Annotated in this window: 18 protein-coding genes; 11 read left to right on the top strand and 7 right to left on the bottom strand. The window is 51.5% G+C overall.

Annotated elements, in window-relative coordinates; genetic code table 11:
• Nucleotides 1–82: 82 nt before the first annotated feature.
• Genes GQE98_RS08285 through tmpB form a run of 4 tightly spaced genes read left to right on the top strand, consistent with a single transcriptional unit; the run spans nucleotide 83 to nucleotide 5,195 of the window.
• Nucleotides 83–964, top strand: coding sequence for a phosphotransferase (locus GQE98_RS08285; protein ID WP_161315191.1), 882 nt, complete (start codon nucleotides 83–85; stop codon nucleotides 962–964).
• On the top strand, nucleotides 965–3,418 hold the full coding sequence (locus GQE98_RS08280; RefSeq protein WP_161315190.1) for a GcvT family protein: 2,454 nt from the start codon (nucleotides 965–967) through the stop codon (nucleotides 3,416–3,418). It abuts the gene before it with no gap.
• Between the two features lie 24 nt (nucleotides 3,419–3,442).
• Nucleotides 3,443–4,612: a 2-trimethylaminoethylphosphonate dioxygenase gene (gene tmpA, locus GQE98_RS08275; protein WP_202526165.1), complete on the top strand. Its 1,170-nt coding sequence runs from the start codon at nucleotides 3,443–3,445 to the stop codon at nucleotides 4,610–4,612.
• A complete protein-coding gene (gene tmpB / locus GQE98_RS08270; RefSeq protein ID WP_214646490.1) occupies nucleotides 4,602–5,195 on the top strand; it encodes a (R)-1-hydroxy-2-trimethylaminoethylphosphonate oxygenase in 594 nt (197 codons plus the stop codon). The genes tmpA and tmpB overlap by 11 nt, the downstream gene beginning before the upstream one ends.
• Nucleotides 5,196–5,202: 7 nt before the next feature.
• Here the strand turns inward: tmpB and GQE98_RS08265 are convergent, their stop codons facing one another.
• Nucleotides 5,203–6,081 carry a LysR substrate-binding domain-containing protein gene (locus tag GQE98_RS08265; RefSeq protein ID WP_161315188.1) on the bottom strand — a complete coding sequence of 293 codons (879 nt, stop codon included), beginning with the start codon at nucleotides 6,079–6,081 and terminating at the stop codon, nucleotides 5,203–5,205.
• A 178-nt stretch (nucleotides 6,082–6,259) separates the two neighbouring features.
• Here GQE98_RS08265 and GQE98_RS08260 point away from each other — a divergent pair, with 178 nt between their 5' ends.
• From GQE98_RS08260 to GQE98_RS08235, 6 genes are all read left to right on the top strand, one after another.
• Nucleotides 6,260–7,456, top strand: a complete 1,197-nt coding sequence (locus tag GQE98_RS08260) for a 2-aminoethylphosphonate--pyruvate transaminase (protein ID WP_343044212.1) — start codon at nucleotides 6,260–6,262, stop codon at nucleotides 7,454–7,456.
• A gap of 29 nt (nucleotides 7,457–7,485) precedes the next feature.
• Nucleotides 7,486–8,751: a phosphonoacetate hydrolase gene (gene phnA / locus GQE98_RS08255; protein WP_161315187.1), complete on the top strand. Its 1,266-nt coding sequence runs from the start codon at nucleotides 7,486–7,488 to the stop codon at nucleotides 8,749–8,751.
• A 5-nt stretch (nucleotides 8,752–8,756) separates the two neighbouring features.
• Entirely contained in the window at nucleotides 8,757–10,220 is a 1,464-nt protein-coding gene (gene phnY, locus GQE98_RS08250) for a phosphonoacetaldehyde dehydrogenase (RefSeq protein ID WP_161316236.1), read from the top strand.
• A gap of 234 nt (nucleotides 10,221–10,454) precedes the next feature.
• Nucleotides 10,455–11,474 (top strand): putative 2-aminoethylphosphonate ABC transporter substrate-binding protein, encoded by a 1,020-nt coding sequence (locus tag GQE98_RS08245; protein WP_161315186.1) that lies wholly within the window; start codon nucleotides 10,455–10,457, stop codon nucleotides 11,472–11,474.
• A 70-nt stretch (nucleotides 11,475–11,544) separates the two neighbouring features.
• The gene (locus GQE98_RS08240) at nucleotides 11,545–12,705 is read left to right on the top strand and encodes a putative 2-aminoethylphosphonate ABC transporter ATP-binding protein (RefSeq protein WP_202526162.1); all 1,161 of its coding nucleotides are present in this window, start codon (nucleotides 11,545–11,547) and stop codon (nucleotides 12,703–12,705) included.
• Nucleotides 12,705–14,720 (top strand): putative 2-aminoethylphosphonate ABC transporter permease subunit, encoded by a 2,016-nt coding sequence (locus GQE98_RS08235; RefSeq protein ID WP_161315185.1) that lies wholly within the window; start codon nucleotides 12,705–12,707, stop codon nucleotides 14,718–14,720. The genes GQE98_RS08240 and GQE98_RS08235 overlap by 1 nt, the downstream gene beginning before the upstream one ends.
• 33 nt (nucleotides 14,721–14,753) lie before the next feature.
• Here the strand turns inward: GQE98_RS08235 and GQE98_RS08230 are convergent, their stop codons facing one another.
• Nucleotides 14,754–15,305, bottom strand: coding sequence for a hemerythrin domain-containing protein (locus tag GQE98_RS08230; RefSeq protein ID WP_281351286.1), 552 nt, complete (start codon nucleotides 15,303–15,305; stop codon nucleotides 14,754–14,756).
• A 192-nt stretch (nucleotides 15,306–15,497) separates the two neighbouring features.
• Here GQE98_RS08230 and GQE98_RS08225 point away from each other — a divergent pair, with 192 nt between their 5' ends.
• Nucleotides 15,498–16,190: a 4'-phosphopantetheinyl transferase family protein gene (locus GQE98_RS08225; RefSeq protein ID WP_161315183.1), complete on the top strand. Its 693-nt coding sequence runs from the start codon at nucleotides 15,498–15,500 to the stop codon at nucleotides 16,188–16,190.
• Nucleotides 16,191–16,221: 31 nt separating this feature from the next.
• Here GQE98_RS08225 and GQE98_RS08220 read toward each other — a convergent pair whose 3' ends face one another.
• From GQE98_RS08220 to GQE98_RS08200, 5 genes are all read right to left on the bottom strand, one after another.
• The gene (locus tag GQE98_RS08220) at nucleotides 16,222–16,614 is read right to left on the bottom strand and encodes a flagellar basal body rod protein FlgC (protein ID WP_161315182.1); all 393 of its coding nucleotides are present in this window, start codon (nucleotides 16,612–16,614) and stop codon (nucleotides 16,222–16,224) included.
• 92 nt (nucleotides 16,615–16,706) lie between these two features.
• Nucleotides 16,707–17,039, bottom strand: a complete 333-nt coding sequence (locus GQE98_RS08215) for a hypothetical protein (protein WP_161315181.1) — start codon at nucleotides 17,037–17,039, stop codon at nucleotides 16,707–16,709.
• Nucleotides 17,040–17,050: 11 nt separating this feature from the next.
• On the bottom strand, nucleotides 17,051–17,599 hold the full coding sequence (locus GQE98_RS08210) for an EndoU domain-containing protein (protein ID WP_161315180.1): 549 nt from the start codon (nucleotides 17,597–17,599) through the stop codon (nucleotides 17,051–17,053).
• Nucleotides 17,586–18,377 carry a flagellar type III secretion system pore protein FliP gene (gene fliP, locus GQE98_RS08205; RefSeq protein WP_161315179.1) on the bottom strand — a complete coding sequence of 264 codons (792 nt, stop codon included), beginning with the start codon at nucleotides 18,375–18,377 and terminating at the stop codon, nucleotides 17,586–17,588. Before fliP ends, GQE98_RS08210 begins: the two co-directional genes overlap by 14 nt.
• Complete coding sequence (locus GQE98_RS08200) at nucleotides 18,374–18,676, bottom strand: flagellar biosynthetic protein FliO (RefSeq protein WP_161315178.1); 303 nt, start codon at nucleotides 18,674–18,676, stop codon at nucleotides 18,374–18,376. The genes fliP and GQE98_RS08200 overlap by 4 nt, the downstream gene beginning before the upstream one ends.
• Nucleotides 18,677–18,690: the final 14 nt, after the last annotated feature.

Below are 18,690 nucleotides of genomic sequence, written 5' to 3'. Positions count from 1 at the left end.
GGTAAGTATAATAGGTATAATTGCGCAATATAGGGTCGATAATAGTCTTTTAATATCAATATGAAGTTAGTGGGCAGGGGGAATGACGGCGGCGGAAGATAAGATATCCGGATTTCCTTTATGGCAAGACCGACCGGTGATAGAGCCGCTCAGTGGCGGCATGACCAATGAAAATTATCTGGTAACGGATTGCGGGCGCCGTTTTGTGGTCAGGCTTGGCGGGAACGTTCCGTATCATTATATCCTTCGGACGAACGAACTCGCCGCAAGCCGCGCCGCACATGCAGCAGGAATATCACCCGCCGTTATTTATAATGAACCGGGAGTGCTGATCCTGGAATACATAGAGGGCAAGACTCTTACTCCCGAAGATATCCAAGATAGTGGGACGCGGCAAAAAGTGGTTCAGCTTATCCGGCGCAGCCATCAGCAGATGCCGTATTATCTGCAAGGTCCGGCGCCGATTTTCTGGGTGTTTCATGTCTTGCGGAACTATGTGCGGGATTTGGCGGATGGGGGTAGCCCTTACAAGGCCAGATTGGAGGATTATCTCCGGATTGCGACAGAAGCAGAATCCAGGTCCGGCCCCTATGATATCGTTTTTGGCCATAATGACCTTCTGGCAGCCAATTTTCTGGACGATGGCGATCGACTCTGGCTTATCGACTGGGAATATTCGGGCTTTAATACGCCGCTTTTTGATCTTGCGGGATTGGCTTCCAACAATGATTTTGCCGACGCGAGGCAAAAGGACATGCTGGAATGCTATTTCGAGATACCACTCAGCGATGAACTCTGGTCTCGGTATCAGGCGATGAAAATTGCATCCCTCTTGCGAGAGGTGATGTGGAGCATGGTGTCGGAGCTTTATTCCACGCTAGAATTCGATTATGGAGAGTATACCCGGGTCTGCCTTGAAAGGTTCGAACCGGCGTACGAAAGCTTTAAAAAGGACTATCTCTGAATGGCAAAAGAACTACCGGCTACGGCAAAAGCGGTCGTGATCGGCGGCGGAATAGTGGGTTGCTCGACGGCCTATCATCTCGCGAAACTTGGCTGGACGGATACGGTCCTGCTGGAGCGCAAGAAACTTACCTCCGGCACCACTTTTCATGCGGCGGGGCTGGTCGGCCAACTTCGCTCCAACGCCAATATCACTGAGCTTCTGGGTTATTCCGTCGATCTCTATAACCGGCTGGAAGAGGAAACCGGCCTCGCCACCGGATGGAAGATGAACGGTGGTCTTCGCCTTGCCTGTAATGAGGCACGCTGGGAGGAAGTTAAGCGGCAGGCCACGACCGCACAATCCTTCGGTCTTGACATGCAGCTTCTGAGCCCGACAGAAGCGCAGAAACTTTGGCCGATCATGTCGGTGGAGGATGTGGTTGGGGCAGCATTTCTACCGACCGATGGCCAGGCGAACCCCTCCGATATAACGCAGGCGCTGGCGAAAGGCGCGCGGATGGCCGGGGCGACGATTTTCGAGGATACCAGTGTTACAAACATCCGGGTCGAACGGGGCAAAATACAGGGTGTCCAGACCAACAAAGGGTTTATCGAATGTGAGATCGTAGTCTGCTGCGCCGGGCAATGGACGCGGGAATTTGCAAGACGTTTCGGCGTGAATGTGCCACTCGTCCCGGTGCAGCATCAATATCTGATCACTGAAACAATACCGGACATGCCGCGTAATCTGCCGACGTTGCGTGACCCTGACCGACTGACCTACTACAAGGAGGAGGTCGGCGGCCTTGTTATGGGCGGGTATGAGCCCAATCCGATTTTGTGGGCGGAAGATGGCATTCCGGAGGATTTTCATTTTACGCTCCTGCAATCCGACTTTGATCATTTTGAGCCAATGATGGAACTCGCGCTTGGCCGCGTTCCGGCGTTAGAGACGGCGGGGATCAAGGAACTGGTAAATGGACCGGAAAGTTTCACTCCAGACGGGAATTTCATTCTGGGCGAAGCACCAGAACTCAAGAACTTCTTCGTTGGCGCCGGGTTCAATGCCTTTGGTATCGCCTCGGGCGGCGGCGCGGGCATGGTCCTCGCCGAGTGGGTGGCAAAAGGGGAGCCACCCTATGATCTCTGGGGCGCAGATATTCGCCGCTTCGGTCGTCCGCATTTTGATGATGATTGGATTAAAAAACGCACGGTCGAAGCCTATGGCAAGCATTACACCATGGCCTGGCCACATGAGGAGCATCAAAGCGGCCGCCCGTTCAGAACCTCCCCGCTTTATGACAGGCTGAAATCGGTAGGCGCCTGTTTCGGCGAGAAATTGGGCTGGGAACGACCGAACTGGTTTGCGGATATAGCGGCCAGTGAAACGCCGGAAGATATATATAGCTTTGGTCGACAAAACTGGTTCGCGGCCGTCGCGCGGGAGCATAAGGCGGCGCGGGAGACAGCAGTCCTGATTGACCAGACGTCCTTTGCAAAATTCCACCTGGCCGGACCACATGCGGCGGCGGCGATTGACTGGATTGCGGCGGGGGATGTGCTGCGCCCGCCCGGATCGGTTATCTATACCCAGATGCTGAATGACCATGGCGGGATAGAATGCGACCTGACCGTTACCCGCCTGGATGAGAATGAGTTCTATATCGTCACGGGAACCGGCTTTGCGACCCATGACTACAACTGGATTTTGAAGAATATTCCGTCGCATATGACATTCGCGTTAAGCGATATCACGGAGCAGAGGTCTGTCCTCTCGCTGATGGGGCCGTTATCGCGGGATATTATGGCACAGGTCACGAATGACGATATTTCGCATGAGGGATTTCCCTTTGCGACCGGCAGAATGATTGAAATCGCGGGTCATGCCGTTATGGCGCTGCGGCTTACCTATATGGGGGAGCTGGGCTGGGAGCTTCATATGTCGGTTGAGCATGCCGCAGAGGTGTATGACGCCCTCATGAGCGCCGGCGCGCCGCTGGGTCTCCGGAATGCGGGATATCGCTCGATTGAAAGCTGTCGTCTTGAGAAGGGCTATCGGGCCTGGGGGGCGGATATCGGTCCGGATCATACCCCGATTGAGGCGGGCCTCGGCTGGGCCGTCAAAATGAAGTCTGGCCGGGACTTTAAGGGGCGCGCTGCGATCGAGGCGCAGAAGAAGGAAGGTGTTCGGAAAATGCTGGCCTGCTTTACGGTGGATGATCCCGATGTCGTCCTGCTCGGGCGGGAGACGATCTACCGGAATGGGGAGCGGGTCGGCTGGCTTTCCAGCGGCGGATACGGTCACACAATTGAAAAGTCCATCGGCTATGGCTACGTTCGCAACCCGGATGGCGTAGACAAGGAATTTGTTCTGGATGGCAGTTATGAGCTGGATGTGGCCTTGACGCGAGTGCCATGCAAAGTACATCTGCAGCCGCTATATGATCCCGAGATGAAAAAGATAAAATTGTGATGACAAGGGCAGGATACCAAACAGATGTCGGGAAATAATCCTATAGAAAATGTCGAGCTTGCCGGGGCAGGGGATTATATCGCCCTTCACCTGCAAGGCGGCGGCACACTCCGGTTTCATGCTATGTGGCTCCGTGATAACGCGCTGGATGCGGATACCCGCTCCCCGCAGAATGGGCAACGACTGATCACCATTGATGACATTCCGGCAGATACGAAGATTTCTACCGTTTCGTTAGACGGGACGGATTGTCTTGCGGTCGAATTTCAGCCTGATGGGAAGTCAGTCATCTATGACCTGAACTGGCTGCAGCAGCATGCCTATGATGTGCCGCATGAGCGACCTGCCGGATGGCTTGATCCGAAGGTTGAGCTTTGGGATAAGTCTCTGAATAATCAAATTCCGACTGGTGATTTCAAAACGGTCTCGAACGATAAAGCGGCCCTCGCCGACTGGCTTCGTTCCGCGCGCCGCTATGGTTTCGCGAAAATGACGGGTGGTCCCGTGAAAAGCGGGGCACTTCTGGATGTCGCGGCGTTGTTCGGCTTTGTGAGGGAGACGAACTACGGAAAATGGTTTGAGGTGCGTGCCGAAGTGACACCAACCAATCTCGCCTTTACCTCGGCCGGGTTGCAGGCTCATACGGATAACCCCTATCGAGATCCGGTGCCGACCATGCAAATCCTCTATGCGCTGGAAAATTCCGCGACAGGAGGTGAGTCGCTGGTTGTGGACGGGTTTCAGGCGGTCAAGCGTCTGCAGGAAATCAACGCCGGATACTTCGACCTTCTCGCGAGCCATTGCGCGAAGTTTGAATATACTGGACAGTCGGAGGTCTGCCTGCAATCGCGCAAACCGATGATTGAACTTGCACCGGATGGAGAACTAATTGGCGTCCGTTTCAATAATCGCTCCATTGCACCTGTTACGGATGTATCGTTCGATAAGATGCCGGATTTTTACGCGGCCTATCGGGCGTTAAGCGAAATCGTCAATGATCCCGACATGGCCGTCAGCTTCCATCTGGAACCCGGGGACTGCTTTATCGTCGATAACACCCGCGTTTTGCATGCCCGCAACGCCTATTCCGGTCACGGAACGCGCTGGCTTCAGGGATGTTATCCTGATAAGGATGGCCTGCTGTCGACGCTTGCAACCCTTGAACACGAGAATTTGGGGATAAATGATGCCTAAGCCGGACTATTCGAAACTTACAAAAAATAATGTTGTCGATTTCATCGCCGACATATTTGCGCGCCGCGGGGCGGAAGAATATCTCGGGGAAGACGTGACTATATCAGAGCATATGTTTCAGACGGCGGAACTCGCAGAAGAGGCGGGCGCGAGTGAAGAAATTATCGCTGCGGCGCTGTTGCATGATATCGGGCATTTCACCAATGAGTTTCCCGATAACGCGGCGGAACTTGGCATTGATAGTCATCATGATCGGGCAGGGGCGGCTATTCTGGCGCCGTTTTTTCCCAAAATTGTTACCGATTGTGTGCGCCATCATGTTTCCGCGAAGCGTTACCTTTGTACCGCGGAGCCTGCCTATTTTGCGAAGCTATCCGATGCTTCCGTCCTGAGCCTTAAGCTGCAGGGCGGCCCTATGAGCGAGGAGGCAGCGAAAAGATTTGCCGCGAACAGCGATATTGACGCCATCGTCCAGGTGCGTAAATGGGATGATGAGGGCAAGGTGCCTGGCAAGCAAACGCCGGATTTTTCTCACTATGCCCCCATGTTGCAGCGGGTCGTTGATAGCGCCTCGCAGGCGTGAGCCTCGCTTAGACTGTCTCCAGCGAAATACGATCATGGGCCATTTCCATGAACGCGCTCACGAGATTACCCTTGCTGCGTTCCTTCAAACAAATCAGCGCTTCATCCATTAGCGGCTTGCATCCAGAAATCGGGATCTTGCAAAGTCGTTCGTCATAGCCGAATTCGGCCTCGGATACGATTCCGATACCCGCACCGCTCGCGACGATTTCACGGATAGCTTCCCGGCCCACGGCCTCAATCGACGGTTTAAGGGTAAGGCCGGCAGCGTCAGCAATCTGTTCAAGTTTTTGGCGGGTTTTTGATCCCTTTTCCCGAAGGACCAACGGTTTGGTGGCCAATTCCTCCAAGGAAATGGATTTAAGTTTACCCGCAGAACTCCTTTTCGAGGCAAAGGCAATAATCGGGGTGGAACTCAGTTTCACAATATCAAAATCACGCGATTCCGGGATTTCTCCAAGAACACCGACATCCGCCTCATAACTGCAAAGCTTTTCGATAATCTCCGAGGTGTTGCCGGTGCTGACGGAGATGAATACTGTTGGATATTGCTGACGGAAGGGACCGAGAACAGGATGAAGATGCTGAACTGAATCGGCAATTATTCTTAACTTTGCAGAACCCAGTGCCCGCGATTCCGACAATAATTCATGGGCCTGATGCTCCACATCGAACATCCGATGGGTAATTTCCAGAAGTTTTTTACCGAAATCAGTCAGACTGACCTGCTTTTTTTGCCGATTAAACAACAAAACGTCATACTCAGTCTCTAGCTTACGCACCTGATCCGATATGGCCGGTTGGGTCAAGGATAGCGCTTCGGCTGCTCGTGAGAAGCCGCCTTGCGTGGCAACGAAGTGAAAGGCACGTAACTGAACATACCGCATATTTTTTCCAGTCCTGATATAACGACAATATAGCCCAGCCTAAGATTTAAAGCTATTAGTATCGATTAAATTTATATATCAATTTTAAATAACGATTTTACATATAGTACGTTGTTAATTAGATTTTGGATCACTGTTGGTTAATTCTTTTTTTAGGCGAAGGTTTGACGCGATGAAAATGGATCAGGAATTGCAGTCAGGTGCAGCATTTTCTTCCCCGCATATGGGAGAGCCCTATTTGCTCACCCCGGGCCCCTTGACTACGTCGCTTGAAGTTAAGCAGGCGATGTTGAAGGACTGGGGTTCATGGGATGGTGATTTCCGGGCGATGACAGCGTCACTTTGTGAAAAGCTACTGGCCATTGCCGGTGATGACGGCGGTGACTTTGACTGCGTTCCCATGCAAGGAAGTGGAACCTTCGCCGTCGAGGCAATGCTGGGATCCTTTCTGGGGCCGGACAGCAAAACGCTGGTGCTGGTTAATGGGGCTTACGGCAAGCGGATAGTCGAAACGCTCAACTATCTTGGCCGCAATCATGCGATTATTGATAAAGGGGATTATATGCCGCCGCGCGGGGATGAGGTTGCAGCGGCCCTTGCCGATGATCCCGCCATTACCCACGTTGTTCTTGTCCATTGCGAAACAAGTTCAGGTATTCTCAACCCGGTAGGAGAAATTGCTGAAGTCGTTGACGCGGCAGGACGCAAGCTGCTGATCGACTCAATGAGTGCTTTTGGCGCATTGCCGCTCAAAGTTGGCGAGATCAAATATGAGGCCATGGTCTCTTCCGCCAATAAATGTATTGAGGGTGTGCCGGGGTTCGGCTTTATCATCGCCCGCAAATCTGAGTTGGAAGCTGCCAAGGGGAACTGCCATTCCCTCAGCCTGGATGCCCATGCCCAATGGGTTAATTTCAAGAAAACGGGGCAATGGCGCTTTACGCCACCAACCCATACGGTTGCCGCCTTTATGAAGGCGTTGGAGATGCATGAAGAAGAGGGCGGGGCGCCGGCCCGGCTCGCACGGTATGAACGCAACCGTGACGTCATGGTTGCGGGTATGCGGGAGCTTGGTTTTGAGACCCTGCTGAAGGATCGCTGGCTCTCACCGATTATTGTAACCTTCTTCAATCCGGATCACCCGAATTTCAGCTTTCCGCGCTTTTACGACCTGATGAAAGCGCGCGGCTTTATCATTTATCCGGGCAAACTGACTGTTGTTGACAGTTTCCGGGTTGGCTGTATCGGACGGCTTGATGAGCAAGTCATGCGTAATGTCGTAACAGCGGCGCGCGAATCCCTTGAAGAAATGAATGTTGATAGCGCCAGCCCGCCTGAATCTGCGCTCAAAGAACGTGCCCGCCTCGCGGCCTGAAATATCTGAATTGGAGTTGAGAAAATACGATGAATAAAATGTCCCCAAGCGGCGTGACCGTAAATGACCGCAGCTATCCCATTCCCGGACAAACAGCGGTTGTGATCTGCCTTGACGGGTGCGAGAACGCCTATATCGAGGCGGCGATCGATGCCGGTGTGATGCCGACGATGAAACGCATCCGCGAGACAGGCACCATGCATCTCGCCCATTGCGTTATTCCGAGTTTTACCAACCCGAACAATATGTCGATTGCGACAGGGCAGCCGCCCGCCGTCCATGGCATTTGCGGTAACTTCCTCTTGGATCCTGAAACCGGGGAGGAAGTGATGATGAATGATCCGCGCTTCCTTCGGGTACCGACAATTTTCAAAAGCTTTTATGATGCGGGCAAGCGTATTGCCATCGTGACCGCGAAAGATAAGCTCCGGGCGTTGCTCGGCTACGGGCTTCAGTTTGATGAGGGGCGGGCGCTCTGTTTCTCGACGGAAAAGTCTGACACCACAACTCTGGCGGAACATGGCATCGACAACGCGTCGAAGAGCCTCGATATTCCGGTGCCCTCCGTTTATTCGGCGGAACTTTCCGAGTATGTCTTCAATGCCGGGGTGAAGCTGATGACCTCCTTCAAGCCGGACTTGATGTATCTGACAACAACGGATTATGTGCAGCACAAGGCCGCACCGGGCACCCCCGATGCCAATGCCTTCTATGAGATGTTCGATTCCTATCTTGGTCAGCTGGACGCCCTTGGGGCCGCCATCGTGGTCACCGCGGATCATGGCATGAAGCCCAAGCACAAGGCCGACGGCACGCCAGATGTGATCTATCTGCAGGACCTTCTGGACAAGGAAATCGGGGAAGGGGCAAGCCGTGTCATCCTGCCGATCACCGATCCTTATGTTGTGCATCACGGGGCGCTTGGTTCCTTTGCCACCGCATATCTTGAGCCGGAAGTGGATCAGGCCGCAGTGATTGCCAAGCTGGAGGCAACAAAGGGAATTGACCTTGTGGTGAACAAAGCCACAGCGGCGGAACAGTTCCAGTTGCCTGCGGACCGGATCGGCGATCTGGTGATCGTCTCGGGCGAGAATCAGGTGCTGGGGACATCGGCAGATCGGCATGACCTCTCTGGTCTTGAGGTTCCGCTCCGTTCCCATGGCGGGATCAGCGAGCAGGTGGTTCCCTTCATTGTGAATGTGGCCATGCCGGACCTGCCGGAGAAGCCGACGCTTCGTAATTTCGATGCCTACTACTATGCAACGCGTGCTGCGGCGCTCGTCTCCGCCAAATGAACAAGATGACCGCATCAAAATCCGCGCGACCGGTTATCGTCGAAGCAATGCGCATCGGCGGTAAGAAAGTAACAACCAAGGATGTGGTGGAAGTTCGCTATCCTTATACCAATGAGGTGATCGGGACGGTGCCGGCCGGCAACGGCGAACATGCCCGCGAAGCCTTCGAGATCGCAGCGAACTATCGCCCGACACTCACGCGTTATGAACGGCAGCAGATTCTGTTCAGGGCCGCGGAACTGATCCGTGAACGGCGCGAGCAGCTGGCGAGAGTCATCACGCTGGAGCTTGGTATCTGTCATCAGCACGCTCTCTATGAAACTGGTCGGGCCTATGACGTTTTCACACTGGCGGGCCAGCTTGCTATTCTTGATGACGGGCAGATTTTCTCTTGCGATCTCACGCCCCACGGCAAGGCGCGGAAAATCTACACTAAGCGGGAGCCGGTGAAGGCAATCTCCGCGATCACGCCGTTTAATCATCCTCTCAATATGGTGTCGCATAAAATTGCACCGGCCATCGCTACCAACAACTGCGTTGTCTGCAAACCGACGGAGCAGACACCGCTCACGGCGATTGCGCTCGCGGATATCCTCTATGAAGCCGGGCTACCGCATCAGATGTTCCAGGTCGTAACCGGATGGCCGCAGGATATCGGCGAGGAAATGATCATCAACAAGCATGCGGATATCGTCACCTTCACCGGCGGTGTTCCGGTCGGCAAGATGATCGCCGAAAAGGCGGGGTACAAGCGCCTTGCGCTGGAACTTGGCGGCAATGACCCCCTGATCGTGCTGGATGATCTGAGCGATGCGGAGTTGATCAAGGCGGCCGAAATTGCGGTTGCCGGCGCGACAGGGAATTCAGGGCAGCGCTGTACGGCGATCAAGAGAATCCTTGTCCAGGAGAATGTCGCCGACAAGATCGTGCCGCATATTCTTGAAATTGCAAAGCGAATCAAGTTCGGCAATCCGGAGGATCCGGATACGCAACTCGGCTGTGTTATCCATGAGAACGCCGCCGAGACGTTCGAAAACCGGGTCTTGATGGCCGAGAAACAGGGAGCGAATATTCTCTATCATCCGAAGCGGGAAGGGGCGCTTCTGCCACCGATCGTTATCGATCATGTTCCCCATGACAGCGAGTTGGTTTTTGAGGAAACTTTTGGACCTGTCATTCCTATCGTCCGTGTTCCGAATGACGATGAAGCCCTGATCGCGATTTCAAATTCCACGCCTTTTGGTCTCTCCGCCGGGGTATGCACCAATCGTCTGGACCGGATCACAAGGTTTATTGATGGATTGGATGTTGGAACTGTGAATATTTGGGAGCAGCCGGGCTATCGGATTGAAATGTCGCCTTTTGGAGGCATCAAAGATTCTGGTAATGGCGTCAAAGAAGGCGTCCTGGAAGCGATGAAATTCTTTACGAACGTCAAAACCTATTCATTGCCCTGGCCTCAGAAATAAGCTAAAGTGCTGATAATATGTGACTATTTTAAGGGGTTAACTTTATTTTTGTATCGGAAAAATTTATACAAGCATAAATATAATAGATTTCTTCTATTTGTCACATTACGCCAGTATTGCAGTGAGTATCGAGTGATCGCACTTTGAAGTTGGATCTTTTGTGGATCTTTGTGGATTTTTGGAGCGCGATCGTTTTTAATTCTCAATATTTCCTTTAAAGGGGGGAGTGACAAGATGGTACAAATTAAAAAGCTGACTTTGGCGACCGTTGCCGGTCTGTTCGTTGCGAACAGCGTTATGGCCACGGAATTGACCGTATATACTGCGGTTGAGGCTGAAGACCTTAAACGTTATGCAGAAGAGTTCAACAAGGCACATCCAGATATTAAAATCAATTGGGTACGTGATTCCACCGGTATTGTTACGGCAAAGTTGCTGGCAGAGAAAAACAATCCGCAGGCTGACGTCATCTGGGGTCTTGCTGCAACATCCCTGTTGCTGATGAAATCCGAAGGCATGTTAGAGCCTTATGCGCCGAAGGGTGTTGAAAAGCTCGACAAAAAATTCGTCGATAAAAGCACGCCGCCAACCTGGACAGGCATGGACGCCTGGGTTGCGTCTGTTTGCTTTAACACAGTTGAAGGAGAAAAGCTTGGCCTGAAGGCGCCGACAAGCTGGAAAGACCTGACGAAGCCTGAGTATAAAGGCCATGTCATCATGCCAAACCCGAATTCTTCCGGCACCGGTTTCCTGGATGTTTCCAGCTGGCTGCAGATGTTCGGTGAAGAGGGTGGCTGGGAATATATGGACGCGCTCCATGAAAATATTGCCCGCTATACGCATTCCGGCTCCAAGCCTTGTAAATTGGCGGCCGCGGGTGAAATCCCGATCGGCATTTCCTTCGCTTTCCGTGGTGCAAAATCCAAGGCTGAAGGCGCACCACTTGATATTATCGTTCCTGAAGAAGGTGTCGGATGGGATATGGAGGCAACCGCGATTGTAGCGGGAACCCCCAATATGGAAGCAGCTAAAACCCTTGTTGACTGGACTGTAACCAAGGAAGCCAATGTGATGTACAATACTGGTTACGCGGTTGTTGCCTATCCTGGAGTGGCTAAGCCGGTCGAATTCTTCCCTGAAAACCTGCTTGAGAAGATGATCGACAATGATTTTGAATATGCGGCAAATAACCGCAAGGCAATTCTGGAAGAGTGGCAGAAGCGCTACGACTCAAAATCAGAGGCCAAGAGCTAATCTGAATGATACAAAAGAAGGCATCGCATTTGCGGTGCCTTTTTTATATTGTAGGTGTTAAAGTTTTTTAATGGACGGGGGAACTATGCCAACGGAGGCAACGCTTGAAAAGAATACGGGCGAAGCTCAGCCATGGGATGCCTATCTCCAGATTGAGAATCTATGGAAGGCATTTGGCGATTTCATTGCGCTTAGAGACATCTCCTTAAGCATTTCAGAAGGAGAGTTTGTCTGTTTCCTTGGGCCGTCAGGCTGCGGGAAAACGACCTTACTTCGCGCCATTGCCGGGCTTGATATTCAAACGCGGGGTGCAATAGAGCAGGCGGGCAAGGATATTTCCAATCTGCCACCAGCTGAACGCGATTTTGGTATTGTTTTCCAGTCTTACGCCCTTTTTCCTAATTTAACGATTGAACGAAATATTTCCTTTGGCCTTGAGAATGCCGGCCTTTCGAAGGCAGCTATTTCGGCCCGGGTGAAAGAACTGCTCGAACTCGTAGGACTGCCCGATCAGGGCAAGAAATATCCGGCCCAGCTTTCCGGTGGACAGCAGCAACGAATTGCGCTGGCCCGTGCTATAGCCATGTCACCGGGTCTTCTTTTGCTCGATGAGCCATTATCGGCACTCGATGCCAAGGTGCGGGTACATCTGCGCCATGAGGTGAAGGATTTACAGCGCAAGCTAGGTGTTACAACGATTATGGTAACGCATGATCAGGAGGAAGCCCTCTCGATGGCCGACCGGATTGTGGTGATGAACCATGGCGTGATTGAGCAGATCGGGACACCGACCGATATTTACCGGGAACCTGAAACACTTTTTGTCGCGGATTTTATTGGCGAGATGAACAAGCTTTCCGCGACTGTCAGTGGTCCGGGGCGCGTAAAGATAGGTAGTAAGGAATTTGTTGCTTCGGGAAATGGCTTTTCTGAGGGTGAAGACGTCATTGCCGCAATAAGGCCAGAGGATATTATTCCCCATGGGGATACGACCACGGAACATATGGCGGAGCCCGAAAATGCGATCACCTGCCGCATCACAGAGATGGAGTTCCTTGGCTCCTTCTGGCGATGTCGACTGGAGAGTGAAACACTTGGGTCGACTGAACTGATCGCAGATTATTCAATAAATGCAGTACGGCGGCTTGAACTTGCGGCGAACAAAGATCTCGTGATCGAAATCCCAAGTAACCGGTTAAAAGTTTTTCCTCGACCGACGGATGAGATTTAATGAGCGTTACAACGCCTGACGAACTACCCAAAGGACGTCCACTGGCCCTGAAACTTGGGCGGGACGATCTGATGATGCGCGGGTTTATTCTCGTTATCGCACTTTACCTGATCATAACGCTGGCTTTTCCACTTTATGCCATGCTGTCAAAGGCGTTTTCGGCATTTCACTTTGATTTGTCACAAATCGAGTTGCAGGTGAGTGATGCAGAGGGGAATTTTGATGGCACGATCCTGTCCGCTGCGGCACTCAATGAGAAGCTGGGTACCATTCCCGAAGATGAGATAGCGACGAGTAGTGACGGGCGGCTCGGCTTAACGCCACTTTTTCCTGATTTCAGCTTCCGAAGTCCGGTTCTTTATAAAATACGGGGAACGACGGACGATACGGTTTATCTAGTTGGATCTGACCGGATAACCGGAACTGAATGGCGGGAGGTGGACTCCAATACTTTCCGCCGGATTGTCCTGCGCCCGGTCAAGTCAGTTGGCCTGAGTAACTTCACGACATACTTCTCGACACCCTCGCTCTTTCGATCCATTGAAAACTCGCTCTTTATCTCGATTATCAGCACGATCGTCACGGTCAGCCTTGCCTTTGGCTTCGCCTATGCGTTGAGCCGGAGTTGTATGCGCCTCAAGGGGGTTTTCCGTTTAATTGCGATGGCGCCGATCCTTGTGCCGTCCTTGTTGCCGGGGATTGCTCTTGTCTATCTTTTTGGCAATCAGGGGATGCTGAAAGAGGTCATGATGGGGGAATCTATATACGGACCTTATGGTATCGTAATGGGATCCGTCTTTTTTACCTTTCCGCACGCCTTTATTATTATCACGACGGCGCTCGCTATATCTGATGCAAGATTGTATGAGGCGGCTGTTTCACTTCGCGCAAGCGCGTGGAAGACTTTTTGGACAGTTACGATTCCGGGCGCACGCTATGGTCTGATCTCGGCTGCGTTTGTTGTCTTTAACCTGGTTATAACAGATTTCGGCCTGCCGAAAGTTATCGGCGGTCAGTATAACATGCTGGCGGTCGATATCTATAAACAGGTGATCGGGCAACAGAATTTTGAAATGGGGGCTGTGGTCTCCGTGGTTTTGCTGATGCCGGCCTTTATCGCCTTCGCCGTTGACCGACAGGTTCAAAAAAAGCAGGTCGCCTTGCTATCTGCACGGTCGGTCGTATTCGAACCCAAACCTGACCGCAAATTTGACCGTATTTGCTTCGCCTATTGCAGCCTGATCGCGATTTTTATTGTTGGCATACTAGCCGTTTGCCAGTTTGCGGCATTGGTAAAGTTCTGGCCTTATGATCTGTCTCTCAGTCTGAAGAACTATAATTTCGATGTCATGGATGGCGGTGGCTGGGAAGCCTATGGCAATTCTATTAAACTGGGACTGCTGACCGCCTTTTTTGGTACCATCGTGGTCTTCATTGGCGCCTATATGGTGGACAAGACGAGGAGCTTTCGAACGGGCCGCGGTCTTTTCCAGTTTCTCGCCATGTTACCCATGGCCATTCCGGGAATGGTTCTGGGGCTTGCCTATATCTTCTTTTTCAATGATCCGGCGAACCCCCTGAATTTCCTATATGGCAGCATGGCAATTCTGGTGATTGTCACGATTACCCATTTCTATACGGTTTCGCATTTGACCGCAGTGACGGCGCTCAAGCAGATGGATGGAGAATTTGAATCTGTTGCGGCATCCTTAAAACAGCCCTTTTACAAGCTGTTCGCGCGCGTAACTGTTCCTGTCTGTATGCCGTCCATCCTGGACATTGCCATTTACCTCTTTGTGAATGCCATGACGACAGTCTCGGCTGTCGTGTTTCTCTACTCGACCGATACGGCTCTTGCCTCGATTGCAGTGCTGAATATGGATGATGCAGGCGATGTCGCTCCTGCGGCTGCTATGGGGATGATGATCTTTTACACAAATGCTGCCGCCCGCATTATACATCTTGCGGTATCGAAGGGTATTCTGAAGCGGACGCAAGCCTGGCGGCGGAGATAACGACTTCCGGGGGGAATAAACTGCTTGCTGGCGTTATTTCCCGCCCCATTCAATGATCACCTTGTGCAGTGCGCGGTATTGCCGATCAGCCTCCCGACCAAAGACGGGGTCGCCTTTATCGCGCATTCGCGTTTCGATAATATCCCAGTCTGCCTGAAATAGGGCTTCTTCAGCGGCCGGAAAGAAGATCGTTTCTTCTTTTTGCATATGTTGCAACAGCAGTTCCCTGTATTCGCGGACGGTGTTTACAAGGTCCTCTCTGAAGAGCGGATCCTCCAATTTAACCCGGGCAATTTTATCAGCTAACTGAATAATCAAATTCGTCAGTTTTTCGTGTTCGTTGACAATTATTGTGGCAATTTCTCCTTTTTCCGGATCTCGACGAACCAGGCTTTTTAAAATAGAATTCTCGATTGGATGATGACATTTTTGCGGGAAGTTCAAAATGTAATCGAGCATAGTGTCTATCAGAAGAAAGTTTAGATTATTATCTTCTGTAGAAAGGTTGGTTTCCCGTTCAAATACCTCCAGGAGCACTGCCATTCGTCGGTGATCCTCGAGGAGCTTGGCTATTACCTGCGACATGCGTCCTCCCTGATCATTTTGAGGTGGCTTGCAGACTACTCTCTGACCGGAATGTTTCATTGATCGCGATCAACTGCGGCATTCGTTTCAAAAAGAATAACCTGTGAAATTGTCTCTATTGGAATGCGTGGCTTCCCGCTATCATGGAACGTCAGGGGATAGACCCCTGATTTTACACGGGTGTTATTGGTTATGATGGCGTTTGGGCAGAAGAATACTCACATCTATCATGCTGATATCGGTGAGAATGGTCCGCTTGACTTTTCCAACTGCTGGCAGGCACTGAGCCCAGCGGAAAAAGCCAGGGCGGAACGATTTCGATTTGATCTTCATCGGAATCGTTATGTGCGCGCTCATGGCCGAATGCGGCATATCCTGTCGGCATATCTTGATATTGCACCAGCGGATATCTCTATTCAAACAGGGCATCGCGGAAAACCCTTTATTGAAGCGGGAGATATTTATTTCAACATGTCCCATTCAGCTGATACGGCAGTATTTGCCGTTACCCAAAGCGGGGAAATTGGCATTGATATTGAGATGTTTGACCGTAAGGTCGAAATCGATGATCTGAGCCGGCATTATTACACGGAAGCGGAGCAGATGGCGCTTTCCGGGCTTCAAGAAACCGCGCGTCGGGAGCTATTTTTCTGGCTATGGACGGCGAAGGAAGCCCGGATGAAGGTAACAGGGGAGGGGCTGGCCCTCGATCCAAGGCATATAGATGTCACGATTGAGGCGGGCCAACTTGTGGCGTACCGCAAGCCGGATGAGCCAAAGGCAAGTCTTGTTCCCGTGAAATTGATGGAAATTGCCGGCGCCTGCAGCGTAGCCGGCCTGTTCGAGCCCAATCTTGCTATCAAATCCCTGGACGATATTGACTGACCTTAAAGCAAGGGGGGCTTAGAAAGACATTTCAGCTTTTAAGGTCAAGGGTTACCTTTTGCAATTCGTTCCAAACCTCAAACATTTTGGCGTTCGTGCGGTAGCTTTGCAAGGCGACATTCTGGTTAATAATTTCCTCTGCCATATCGACATTCGGGCTTTCAACAAGTCCGTCCTCATTGGCTAGAGGGTTTTGGGGGGCATACACATGGACCGTCGCAGGGTCTTTTTCACGGACCTTTACAGTTGGCGCGCCGGCTTCATCCGTTGTCTGAACTGGTTCCACCGCCTTGTAGGATTCATTCTCGCCCTTTGCACCGGGCGTTCCAACAGTGTTTGTATTGACAAGATTCTGGGCGGATACTTCGACCCGCTTGGTTGCTGCGGCCATGCCGCTAATCGCTGATCCGAGAATGGACGTCATGATTGTCTCCAATCAGTAAAATTTTAAATAATATTTATACGAATACCATTTTTTACATTAACACGTTATAGGGGTAAACCCTTAACAATTCGTTAAGTTTCTGAATTCTCATTCTTCAGGAAATGACGCCAGCGGCTCAGGAGAGTGAAGAAATCCACGCTGGGCCCTTCTTGCGGCGCTCGCTTATCTTCATAAAGGGGGCTTATAATATAACGATCAGTGGTCAGAGTAAGGGAAAAGGCATTGCCAGTGATTTCATAATCGTTACCATTACGCCCCGCGTCTTTGCTCATCAGATAATCGGCAAGCGCCAGATCATCCTGTATTTCTGTTTCAAAAAACTCTTCCAACAGCTTGTTTTCAGGTAATATTTTTACCTTGATTAATCCGCTATTTATATCTCGTATCAGGAGGATTTCCTGCATTGGCCGAACCTCTAATCTGCGACATACAGGGGGTAGGCAGTGTTTATATAACCGTCACTGAAACGATACCCCTCGATCAGGAAGCCATGACCGGACGGCCCGCGCCAGCGCGACCCTGACGGCAACATGTTATTTGAAAGGGCGAATAATATGCTCTTGATAATCTGTTCACGTGAAAAATCATCGGGAAAGAAACTGGAGAATTTTTCCTTCCATTGGCGTTCGTCCGGATCATAAATCTCCACAATGGCTGTATAGACACCAACTCGATTGGGACCGGACAGGATTTCCTTGATGCGCGACTTGGCGCCCATTGGCTCCCTCGGTGCGACATGAAAGCCAACCGGTTTTCCATGGCGATTTATCTCACCATCGAAGATATGTGTAAGGTTGAGGGATGGCGCCGTTTCGGACCAGAAACCTCGTGCGGGACTCTCAGAAGAGAATAGTGGCGTGAAGACATGTAGGAAGGCGAGAAGGGCAAGTGCCGCAATGGTAACGCCCGTCTTTCGAAATGGCGATCTTTTGATCTTGCGCACAACTCCGCTAAGTAGGTCCATTGACGAAGCTTTCAACGAGACTTTTCGCGACCAAATTCCATCCGTCAACCAGGACAAAAAAGATCAATTTAAAGGGGAGTGAAATCATAACCGGCGGTAACATCATCATGCCCATCGACATCAGGATGGAGGCGACGACCATATCAATCACAATAAAGGGCACGAATAGCAGAAAGCCGATTTCAAAGGCGCGTTTAAGCTCGCTGATCATGAAGGCGGGCACCAGAACCTTCAGCGGAACCTCCTCCGGTGTCTCTGTCTCGGGCGTTGCGCTTAAGTCCATAAACAGAAGAATATCTTTTTCGCGCGCATGCTGGAGCATGAAAGTCTTGAACGGGGTGATTGTCAGGTCAATGGCTTCTGTTTCGGTAATTTCCTCATCAATCAGGGGGACAATACCGTTCTCATAGGCGGCCTCAAAAGTCGGCGCCATGATAAAGCCTGTTAAAAACAGTGCGAGGGAAATTATCACCACATTTGGCGGCGTTGACTGGACACCAAGCGCACTTCGAAGCAATGAAAGGACAACGATCAATCTTGTAAAAGAGGTAGTCACAATCAGGATCGCCGGAGCGAGACTAAGCACTGTCATCAGGACGACAAGCTGAACTATGCGGCCGGTCAGTGGACCCGCATCCTCCCCAAGATCAAGGGATAGGGATTGCGCCATCACCTCAATCGGCACTGCCATGATAATCAACATGGCGGCAAGAGCGGCGAGATAACCGTTAGGCATTCTTGAGGCACAAAGACGGCCTAATCTACGATATTTTATCATGCGTTTTCCATATCGCCCTGTTTGGTGTTCTCAATTGGAGTGATATTTCGTTCGACAACCACATCCCGCTCAGGTCCGAGCAGCAGAAGATGTTCCCTGTCATCCCTTTTAACAAGGACGAGGCGGCGCTTTGCATCAATGGAAATAACATCGGTAACGGAGAGGCGCCTTGGGCTTGACGGGTCCCGCGAAACGCGCGGAACCATCCCAAGGCGTCGGGCAAGCAGTGCGATGAGCGCAATAAGGCCCAGAACAATCAGCAGACCGACAATATATTTCAGGTATTGTACGGGTTCCATAGGCCTGCCATTAT

The sequence above is a fragment of the Sneathiella litorea genome, assembly GCF_009882915.1.
GTDB classification, from domain to species: domain Bacteria; phylum Pseudomonadota; class Alphaproteobacteria; order Sneathiellales; family Sneathiellaceae; genus Sneathiella; species Sneathiella litorea.
The sequence above is the reverse complement of the archived record's forward strand: the minus strand, read 5'-3'. Positions and strand labels throughout refer to the sequence as shown.

Coding starts and splice junctions, on each gene's coding strand:
- tmpB (WP_214646490.1), top strand. CDS start 4,602: ATGATGCCTAAGCCGGACTATTCGAAACTTACAAAAAATAATGTTGTC.
- GQE98_RS08225 (WP_161315183.1), top strand. CDS start 15,498: ATGATGGCGTTTGGGCAGAAGAATACTCACATCTATCATGCTGATATC.
- GQE98_RS08230 (WP_281351286.1), bottom strand. CDS start 15,305: ATGTCGCAGGTAATAGCCAAGCTCCTCGAGGATCACCGACGAATGGCA.
- GQE98_RS08280 (WP_161315190.1), top strand. CDS start 965: ATGGCAAAAGAACTACCGGCTACGGCAAAAGCGGTCGTGATCGGCGGC.
- GQE98_RS08245 (WP_161315186.1), top strand. CDS start 10,455: ATGGTACAAATTAAAAAGCTGACTTTGGCGACCGTTGCCGGTCTGTTC.
- GQE98_RS08220 (WP_161315182.1), bottom strand. CDS start 16,614: ATGACGTCCATTCTCGGATCAGCGATTAGCGGCATGGCCGCAGCAACC.
- phnA (WP_161315187.1), top strand. CDS start 7,486: ATGAATAAAATGTCCCCAAGCGGCGTGACCGTAAATGACCGCAGCTAT.
- tmpA (WP_202526165.1), top strand. CDS start 3,443: ATGTCGGGAAATAATCCTATAGAAAATGTCGAGCTTGCCGGGGCAGGG.
- GQE98_RS08200 (WP_161315178.1), bottom strand. CDS start 18,676: ATGGAACCCGTACAATACCTGAAATATATTGTCGGTCTGCTGATTGTT.
- GQE98_RS08215 (WP_161315181.1), bottom strand. CDS start 17,039: ATGCAGGAAATCCTCCTGATACGAGATATAAATAGCGGATTAATCAAG.
- phnY (WP_161316236.1), top strand. CDS start 8,757: ATGACCGCATCAAAATCCGCGCGACCGGTTATCGTCGAAGCAATGCGC.
- fliP (WP_161315179.1), bottom strand. CDS start 18,377: ATGATAAAATATCGTAGATTAGGCCGTCTTTGTGCCTCAAGAATGCCT.
- GQE98_RS08285 (WP_161315191.1), top strand. CDS start 83: ATGACGGCGGCGGAAGATAAGATATCCGGATTTCCTTTATGGCAAGAC.
- GQE98_RS08240 (WP_202526162.1), top strand. CDS start 11,545: ATGGACGGGGGAACTATGCCAACGGAGGCAACGCTTGAAAAGAATACG.
- GQE98_RS08260 (WP_343044212.1), top strand. CDS start 6,260: ATGGATCAGGAATTGCAGTCAGGTGCAGCATTTTCTTCCCCGCATATG.
- GQE98_RS08265 (WP_161315188.1), bottom strand. CDS start 6,081: ATGCGGTATGTTCAGTTACGTGCCTTTCACTTCGTTGCCACGCAAGGC.
- GQE98_RS08235 (WP_161315185.1), top strand. CDS start 12,705: ATGAGCGTTACAACGCCTGACGAACTACCCAAAGGACGTCCACTGGCC.
- GQE98_RS08210 (WP_161315180.1), bottom strand. CDS start 17,599: ATGGACCTACTTAGCGGAGTTGTGCGCAAGATCAAAAGATCGCCATTT.